Origin of the sequence: Microcystis sp. LEGE 08355, assembly GCF_015207185.1 — a bacterium.
GTDB lineage: Bacteria > Cyanobacteriota > Cyanobacteriia > Cyanobacteriales > Microcystaceae > Microcystis > Microcystis panniformis.
The window spans coordinates 1-9,010 of the sequence record NZ_JADEXI010000147.1; the positions used below are offsets into that span (position 1 = coordinate 1).

Here is a 9,010-nt window from a genome sequence, read left to right on the forward strand (position 1 = left end):
GTCATGGTTCGCAGTGTCCGCCAATTATGGAATAAAACTACTACAGAAATTCGCTTCTTCATCAGTAGTTTATACCATTTTTCTTTATTCGCGTCACAACGAATGAAGGTTTGGCAAGCATTCGAGCGTGGATGTCTGTCATGGATTTAGAAATTTGGTATTAGCAGCGGATGCCCAAAAACACGCCGAGGTGATTCGCGGACATTGGAGTATCGAAAATAGTCTCCATTGGGTACTCGATGTTACCTTTAATCCGACACTCCGCACTTCAAAATGTAGTATAAAGTAGCATAAAATCATTCAAGAAAAAATAAGTAAAAATACTCAGAGAATTAGTCCCAAAAAAGTGAGACAATCAAAAAGCTCAAAAATCTATTAAAGGTACAAAAATTGTCTCCTATCTCAGAGGTAAAAATTAAAAACCTAGATCACTTAGGAATAGTAGCTGTGCTAATTGACGAAATAGGAATAGTTGAAATAATCAACTCTAAATTAGGAATCGACCCCCGAGAAAAAATTTCAGCAGGAACAGTGGTCAAAGCTATTCTAATCAATGGATTAGGATTTGTTTCAAGACCTTTATACTTATTTAGTCAATTTTTTGAAGATAAAGGAATCGAAGAATTATTGGGAGAAGAAATAAAAACCGATTATATCAATGATGATAAAATTGGGAGAGTCATGGATGAATTATACAAACATGGACTGAATGATATCTTTATAGAAGTTGTCTTATCGGTCATCAAAAAATTTAAAATAGAGACAAAATATTCTCCTCTAGATGCCACATCATTTCCTCTAGATGGAGAATATAAAAGTGAAGAAAAAAAAGAGAAAGAAGAAGAAGAAGATATGCTCAAAGAAAGACCAATAATTATTACCAAAGGATATTCTCGTGACCATCGACCAGATTTGAAACAATGCGTCTTAGACTTAATAACAACCGAGGATGGAGACGTACCATTATTTGTGAGAGTCGGAGATGGAAATGAAGCGGATAAAGCTGTCTTTGGCAAAATCTTAGGAGAATTTAAAAAACCAATAAAATTTGACAGTATTATGGTCTGTGACAGTGCCTTATATAGTCAAGAGAATCTTCAACTAATTCAACATCTAAAATGGATAAGTAGAGTTCCCATGACGATAAAAATAGCCAAAGAATTAGTCCAAAATTCAGAAATGGAAGAAATAGAGGCAAAGGAAAGAGAAAAAAGGGCAGAGCTAAATTTAGAAGGATATACCTGGAAAGAAGAAAAAGTGACTTATGGGGGAATCCAACAAATCTGGCTAATAGTAACCAGTGAAAAAAGACAAATAAGTGACTTAAAAAAACTAGAAAATAACCTGAAAAAAGAAAAAAACAAAGGGGAGAAAATTCTCAAGAGCTTGCAGAAAGAAGAGTTTGAAAATCCCCAACAAGCCCGATATAAATTAAGAGCAATTAATCAAAAACTAAACCTCGTTAAAATCCTAGAAATTGACCTAATTGCCAGTCACTCAAAAGACCATAAAACGATTTATAAAATTAGCGGCGTAGGGCAAGAAAAAACTGAAGAGATAGTCAGAAGAAGAAAGGAAGCAGGCAGATTTATTTTAGCAACTAACTTAGTTGATGAAGAAGACAAATTAGACTCAGCCGAAATGGTGACAACTTATAAAAATCAACAGTCTTGTGAAAGAGGATTTAGATTTTTGAAATATCCTTTATTTTTTGCGGATAGTTTCTTTGTTAAAAAAACGGAAAGAATCGAGACAATGTTATTCTTGATGTCTTTCTGCTTGTTAGTCTATAACCTCGGACAAAGAGAACTAAGAAATAGCTTAAAAAGAGCCAAGGCTGGAGTCAAAAATCAAGTCAGTAAATTAACGATTCGTCCCAAGATGGATATTTCAATGTTTTCAGGGCATTCATATTTTTATTGTGAATGGGGTCAAGCAAATTGTCAACTTAACTGAAGAACGCCGTTTTATTTTAAATTTTCTGCCTTCATCTTGTCAAAAATATTATCTGTCATCGTTAGTCTAAATAACAAAGCAACAAAGTTGATAACAATTGAGTAATATGCTTATAGGAGAGTCACTACTCCTCGAATTGTTGTGACTTAGTTTAACTCTTTGAGCCGAAAAAATATTTGGTATTTTATGATTTCTCCTCCACATCTGATTGGTTGAGTATTTTTTTTAATTATTCTGATTTTTTTTCTTTGAAAAGACCTGTAGTTTTTTATACTTCAAAGTGAAGTGCGGAATATGGGTTTAATGAAGATGCCAGTCGGATTCGTCTGGGCTATGAAGCGGAAAACCTAGGGCTATTGCGCCGTTTAAGTGTGAATTTATTGAAGCGAGAAACCTCCAAAATGAGCCTGAGGATGAAACGCTACAGGGCCAGTATGAATGATAATTTCATGGTAAAAATCTTGACAGAATCGTGCAGTTGACTGAGAGAGGAGGTGGATGTTAATCTTACAATTGGCTAGTACTTTTGGGAATTTAAGGAACTGAGTAGATGAGGTAGCCAGAATAACTGGCAAAACCAGAAATTCTCTAGCCTTGTGCAGGTCAAAGCCTGATTTAGTCATCAAATTTTAGACCCAACCCCTCAGAATTTGAAAACTCCATCAACAGGCGATTACCCTGTATTATGGAGAGGTCTAATAAACTTAATTGTTTTTAATTTTGGTGAGTTAGGAAGATATGTATTTAATTGTGCGCCAACCGAGTTGGCAATAATCCCAGAGGGTGAATTGGAATAGAGCCAAACCAGAAAAAGCTAAGATATGGCAAGATAAAAACTTAATGCTGACGGCTGACCAATATCAGACCTGATGCAGTATCTCTTGAGTCACCGGTCAAGCTGGGATTTACTGAGAGTAAGCAATCTGCTAGAGTTTTAACGTTCGTTAAATTTCTCGGGCAGAGAAAACAAAAAAACCATAATGGTGTTACTGGGTGTGTGGAAGTGCTTAAAAATCTCAATTTTTCGGGGCGATATTCCTCGCTGGCTCTGCTGCTGGCTATTTTCGGATTATTTCACGGGACGGTAATGGCCGAAGAAGAACCGCAAGAAATGGTTTTTCCCCGCATCGAGCAGATAGTACAGTCGCCTCCTGCGACGGGAGAAACTACGCCACCCGTGGCAGCACCGCCGGAAACCCCGACGGAAATACCAAGACCAGCAGAAACTCCCACAACAGCCCCACCAGCGCAGGCCGAGGAGTCGCGAGTTTTGGTGGCCGAAGTGGTAGTACAGGGGGCCGATCGAGAATTAGAAAATCTAGTTTATAATACCATTCGCACCCGACCAGGACGAAGCGCAACTCGATCGCAATTACAAGAAGATATTAACGCCGTTTTTGCCACGGGCTTTTTTGCCGATGTGCGGGCAGTTCCCCAAGATACGCCCCTAGGGGTGCGAGTCACCTTTGAGGTGCAACCTAACCCCGTTTTTCAGGGCGTACAGATTCAAATTGCCCCGGAAACCATGGACAAATCGATTTTACCTGCTGGGGTGGTCGAGGAAATTTTCGCTAGTCAATACGGCAAAACCCTGAATTTGCGGGAATTACAGGCGGGGGTAAAAAAAATCAATGACTGGTACAGTAAAAACGGCTATGATCTGGCCCAGGTGATCGGTGCGCCGCAAGTCACTCCCGATGGTAGGGTGATTTTGGTCATTTCCGAAGGTTTAATCGAAAAAATTCAAGTACGTTATTTTAACGTCGAACAGGAACCGGTCAAGGCTAAAACCAGAGAATTTATCATTACTAGGGAAATGCGCCTAAAAGCGGGGGATATTTTCAACCGCAATACCGCCCAACAGGATTTACAGCGTGTTTTCGGTCTCGGTTTATTCGAGGATGTGCGTCTGTCTTTTTCCCCCGGCAGCGACCCAAGGGAGGTGATTGTTAACGTCGATGTGGTGGAAGGTAATACCGGTTCCCTGGCCGCTGGGGGTGGTATTAGCTCGAATGCGGGCTTATTCGGCACTGTCAGCTATCAACAGCGCAATTTTGGCGGTAATAACCAAACTTTAGGGGCAGAAGTCCAGTTAGGGGAACGGGAATTTTTATTTGATCTGAGTTTTTCCGATCCTTGGATTGCCACGGATAATTTCCGCACTTCCTACACGGTGAACGTTTTCCGGCGACAGTCGATTTCTCTGGTTTATGATGGGGAAAATTCCTCGATTCGGACGCTTAACGATAATGATAGTCCCCGTATCGTCCGGACGGGTGGTGGTATTACTTTTGTCCGTCCTTTGGCCCCCGATGTGTTTACGAAACCAAAATGGGTGGTTTCCCTAGGCTTTAACTATCAACAGGTACAGGTGCAAAATGCCAATGGTGACATCTCCCCCCTGTCTGCACCTCTCAATGGTTTTGGCAGTCAACAACTGGCTTTTAGTTCCTCTGGGATCGATGATCTACTTTCCCTAAATATTGGCGCTATTCGAGATTTTCGCGACAATCCCCTGCAGCCCACCAGTGGCTCTTTCCTGCGTCTAGGTTTAGAACAAACTATTCCGGTCGGTTCTGGCAGTATTTTCGGCACTCGTGTTCGGGGTAGTTATAGTTACTTTATCCCCGTTCGGTTTATTAATTCCTTTAATCTCTTTGAAACCGATATTTTTAAAGGTCAGCAATCCCTCGCTTTTAATGTGCAAGCAGGGACAGTATTAGGCGATTTACCCCCCTACGATGCTTTTATTGTGGGGGGTAGTAACTCTGTACGGGGTTACGCCGAGGGAGAAGTGGGTAGCGGTCGCAGTTATTTCCAAGCGACGGCCGAATATCGTTTTCCCATTGTCGCTATTATTGGGGGGGCGTTATTTGTCGATTTCGGCACTACTATTGGTTCCCAAGGCGATGTCCCCGGTCAACCCGGGATTGTCCGGGATTTACCCGGTATCGGTCTCGGTTACGGTTTGGGTGTTCGGGTACAATCTCCCGTCGGCCAAATTCGGGTTGACTACGGTTTTAATGTCGATGGTAGTTCTCGTCTCCATTTCGGTATCGGGGAACGATTCTAATCAGTTACCAGTTATCAGTTACCAGTTATCAGTTATCAGTTATCAGTTATCAGTTACCAGTTATCAGTTATCGATAAATTTAGTTATTTTTGCTGTTCACTGTTCAAAGCTTTATTACTTAATAATTATGGTTTCTACTATCCCTAAACAATTTGAATTATCGGGAATTGGACTGCATTCGGGGGAGATAACACGGGTGCGCGTCTGTGGGGCAAATCCGGGGGAAGGACGTTATTTTGTCCGCAGAGATTTAGCCAATCAACCGATTATTCCCGCTCTAGTTTCTTCGGTTTACCAAACAACTTTATCAACGGAATTGAGACGAGGAGAAGCAAAGGTTAGAACCGTTGAGCATTTATTGGCGGCCTTAACCGCTTTGGGGGTAGACGATGCTCGCATTGAGGTGGATGGTGCGGAAATTCCCCTCCTTGATGGTTCGGCCAAAATCTGGGTAGAAGCGATCAAAAATGCTGGTTTAGATAACTCTTTTTCTCCATCAGATTTAACTATTTCTCAACCGATTTGGTTGCAGGAAGGAGATGCTTTTGTGGCGGCGATTCCTTCCCCTGAATTACGTTTTACCTACGGCATCGATTTTGCCTATAAACCGATCGGTAATCAATGGTATAGTTGGAGTCCTGATCAGGAAAGTTTTAGTCAAGCGATCGCATCAGCCCGGACTTTCGGTTTTGCCGATCAAATTGAATATTTACAAAAGGCTGGTTTAATTAAAGGAGGCAGTTTAGAAAATGCTTTAGTCTGCGATCAAAATCAATGGTTAAATCCTCCTTTACGCTTTGATAATGAGCCAGCAAGACATAAATTATTGGACTTAATTGGTGATTTGAGTTTACTGGGAACTATTCCCACTGCTCATTACATGGCTTTTAAAGCCAGTCATAAACTTCACGTTCAATTAGCGATCGCAATTCAGGGTTAATTATACTAAATTCTGTTTAAAAGGTATAGGGGAGTGGGAAGTGGGGCTGTCTGGAGGCGGGGTTTTTACTTCTGTCGATGACATGGCTTTCGCTCGCTTGTTCTCTACTCAAGCCTTTATCCTAGCATTGATAACCCTTAGCTATTAGCCGTCAGCTATCAGAATCATTCCAACACCGTCGGGTTTGCTCGGTGACAGGTTGCCAATCCAGAACTCAACCCACCAGAGCAGCATCGCACTTTAACCCAGAGCTTCAATAAATGTGCATGGTGCGTTCCCCAAAAATCGATCGGTGGAGCAGTAGGACTTGCATTAGGGAACGCACCCTACGGCGATAGCGTACTGCTACGCAGTGCCTTCGGCATCGCACTTTGGATGATGTGAGAAGTTTAGCATACGGTCGGGTGCAGTGATTTGTTATGTCGATCTATCTTGAAGTGCCATTCAGGGCAATTCACTTTTGTCGAGAGTCTTTGGAGTTTCCATAGATGATTGTATGTAGTTGAGTAACGTTATGGTTTTGTACTATTTCTAGAATGTAGCTGCTTAATTTATCTGCACCAATTGCAGATGGCTCGATCAGATTAGCGTAATCAGATGTACTGGTAAAGATTTGGCGCAGATCAATAATTGGTAGTTTATAGGCTATTGCTGTTTGAATTATCACATCATTCCAAAATGTGAGTGCAGTTGTCGCTATGCTTTGGTATTCTGACTGCTCAAATCTTGGCTCGTAGATGGTGCAAATTGTTATTGGCAACTGTTTTTCCAGTAGCTCTTTGATTGCACTTACATAGTTAGCACGAAAATCTCCGACCAGCCTTGAAAATTTAATTATTACTTCTGCAACAGATTGTGCCCTCTGAGATAGATAGTCGATGTTGCGTAAAGCATCATTTCCCCCAACACTCAAAAACAAGTGAGTTGAGTCTTTAGGTAGCTTCTGAACTTGAGTATGGAGATCCGTGGTAATAGAACCATCAATAGCGAGTAAAGTGGCTTTCCATCCTAAAGGTATTTTGCGCTTAAGGTAATGGATAACATCTTCTTCAACATCTACATAAGGAGCATTATCAAATATGCTGTCGCCGAGCAAGACGATGTGGGTCATAAATCTATACCTTAAAATTTTCCACTTGCGCAAAGAAGCAATGCGACATAACTACATATTATACGAAAACTTTCTGTATAACAATCTCCAGAGTAACAATATAGGTCAACTTTCGGCATATCACACTATTTAGGCGCAATCGCCAGAACTTTTCCATATATCACGCCCAAAAGCGTGTTAGCCAGATTAGCATATTGCCAAAAACCTTGTTTAACTAAATTCCTGACAACAAGCTAAAATAACAGGAGTTTTCCAAGATTCTAGGAAGGTAGAAACTAAGCACATCAAAGCTTTTAACTTAACCAATTAGGTTTTAGATTCGGCCCTTGTTATCAGATGTGCGTTTTCGGTTCACCGATTACCGATGACTGTTTACTGATCACCGAACGAATCCCACTTCCTCGAACATTTGTCAAGACTCCCACGGAAAAAGCCGCGTTTGTTTACACAGCTTAATTAAGAGTTGTAACTTTTAATGAACAGGAAGAGAGTCTAGGGCTGAGAGCTTGCTATAGTGAATCCTAGCCGTTTTTTCACGGCTGGTCATTATCATCTCAGAGCCTTTACTCGTCTCAATCATCATCCCAGAGTAAAACCAATAATCCCTATGGTCAGCACGATCCAAAAACCAGAATTCGAGGAAATCCGTCCGGGTATAAAAGTTCCCGCTAAAGAAACGATCCTCACTCCCCGCTTCTACACCACTGATTTTGAAGCGATGGCGGAAATGTCGATCGCCGCTAACGAGGAAGAACTGAAAGCGATTTTAGAGGAATTCCGTACCGATTATAACCGGCATCACTTCGTTCGCAATCAAGAATTCGATCGCTCTTGGGAGCATATTGATGGCGAAACTCGCCGCTTATTCGTGGAATTTCTGGAAAGATCCTGCACGGCCGAATTTTCCGGCTTTCTTCTCTACAAAGAACTCGGCAGACGTTTAAAAAACAGAAATCCCGTCCTCGCAGAATGCTTTAACCTCATGTCCCGGGACGAAGCGCGTCACGCTGGGTTCCTTAATAAGGCTTTATCGGATTTTAACCTCTCCCTTGACTTGGGATTTTTGACCAAAAGCCGTAACTACACCTTCTTTAAACCGAAATTTATCTTCTACGCCACCTATCTTTCCGAAAAAATCGGTTATTGGCGCTATATCACCATTTATCGTCATCTCGAACAACATCCCGAAGATCGGGTTTATCCGATTTTTAACTTCTTCGAGAATTGGTGTCAAGACGAAAACCGTCACGGGGACTTCTTCGATGCGATCATGCGCGCGCAGCCTGATATTCTTAATGATTGGCGCGCTCGTCTCTGGTGTCGTTTCTTCCTGCTTTCGGTCTTCGCTACGATGTATCTCAATGATACTCAGCGTTCTGGTTTCTATGCCATTCTCGGTTTGGACGCTCGCGAGTACGATAAGTATGTAATCGAGAAGACCAATGAAACCGCCGGCCGCGTCTTCCCGATTGTTCTCGATGTGGATAGTCCTGAATTTTATGATCGCCTAGAGATTTGTGTTCGCAATAACGAGGGATTAAGGGCGATCGATAGCGAAAACAGTGCCGCACCGGTTAAATTCCTGAAGAAATTGCCTATCTTCGCCTCTAACGCTTGGCAATTCCTCAAATTGTACCTGATGAAACCGATTCGGGTCGATAAATTAGCCGGTAGCGTCCGTTAAAAAGTTTGTTTTCTTGAGACATGGTGAGGGTGGGTTAAACCGCCCTTTTTTTGTCGATAAAATTCTTAAGAAAATCCTCTAACATTTCTATCCTCGCTAGACTGGATTCTAGGGGTGTTAACTAGGTTTTTACTTTTTACTTTTCACTGTCAAAAATATGGCTATTTATAGTGAATTACCCACAGGACAACGTCTCTATCTCGATAATCAAGGGATGCAGACCATTGTAACTCTCGCTAGTGGTGC

Annotated in this window: 5 protein-coding genes and 2 pseudogenes; 6 read left to right on the forward strand and 1 reads right to left on the reverse strand. The window is 41.7% G+C overall.

All coding sequences use genetic code 11. The annotated features are described in order from the left end of the window. Positions 1–154: 154 nt before the first annotated feature. The 4 genes and pseudogenes from IQ242_RS26720 (at position 155) to lpxC (ending at position 5,969) form a co-directional block, all read left to right on the forward strand. Positions 155–289 (forward strand): hypothetical protein, encoded by a 135-nt coding sequence (locus tag IQ242_RS26720; protein WP_255520638.1) that lies wholly within the window; start codon positions 155–157, stop codon positions 287–289. A gap of 101 nt (positions 290–390) precedes the next feature. Beyond that, a pseudogene (locus IQ242_RS09730) lies at positions 391–2,026 on the forward strand (IS1634 family transposase). A 1,017-nt stretch (positions 2,027–3,043) separates the two neighbouring features. Then, positions 3,044–5,029, forward strand: coding sequence for a BamA/TamA family outer membrane protein (locus IQ242_RS09735; RefSeq protein ID WP_228020912.1), 1,986 nt, complete (start codon positions 3,044–3,046; stop codon positions 5,027–5,029). A 127-nt stretch (positions 5,030–5,156) separates the two neighbouring features. Next, positions 5,157–5,969, forward strand: coding sequence for a UDP-3-O-acyl-N-acetylglucosamine deacetylase (lpxC, locus tag IQ242_RS09745; protein ID WP_193959829.1), 813 nt, complete (start codon positions 5,157–5,159; stop codon positions 5,967–5,969). Between the two features lie 454 nt (positions 5,970–6,423). Here lpxC and IQ242_RS09750 read toward each other — a convergent pair whose 3' ends face one another. Next, positions 6,424–7,080 carry an SGNH/GDSL hydrolase family protein gene (locus tag IQ242_RS09750; RefSeq protein WP_193959828.1) on the reverse strand — a complete coding sequence of 219 codons (657 nt, stop codon included), beginning with the start codon at positions 7,078–7,080 and terminating at the stop codon, positions 6,424–6,426. Positions 7,081–7,687: 607 nt separating this feature from the next. Here IQ242_RS09750 and acsF point away from each other — a divergent pair. Beyond that, entirely contained in the window at positions 7,688–8,764 is a 1,077-nt protein-coding gene (acsF, locus tag IQ242_RS09755) for a magnesium-protoporphyrin IX monomethyl ester (oxidative) cyclase (RefSeq protein ID WP_002752007.1), read from the forward strand. Positions 8,765–8,921: 157 nt separating this feature from the next. Further along, a pseudogene (locus IQ242_RS26075) lies at positions 8,922–9,010 on the forward strand (zinc ribbon domain-containing protein); the annotation flags it as partial.

Bases quoted from the DNA above. Each gene is read 5' to 3' on its own strand.
- acsF (WP_002752007.1), top strand. From the start codon at position 7,688: ATGGTCAGCACGATCCAAAAACCAGAATTCGAGGAAATCCGTCCGGGT.
- lpxC (WP_193959829.1), top strand. From the start codon at position 5,157: ATGGTTTCTACTATCCCTAAACAATTTGAATTATCGGGAATTGGACTG.
- IQ242_RS09750 (WP_193959828.1), bottom strand. From the start codon at position 7,080: ATGACCCACATCGTCTTGCTCGGCGACAGCATATTTGATAATGCTCCT.
- IQ242_RS09735 (WP_228020912.1), top strand. From the start codon at position 3,044: ATGGCCGAAGAAGAACCGCAAGAAATGGTTTTTCCCCGCATCGAGCAG.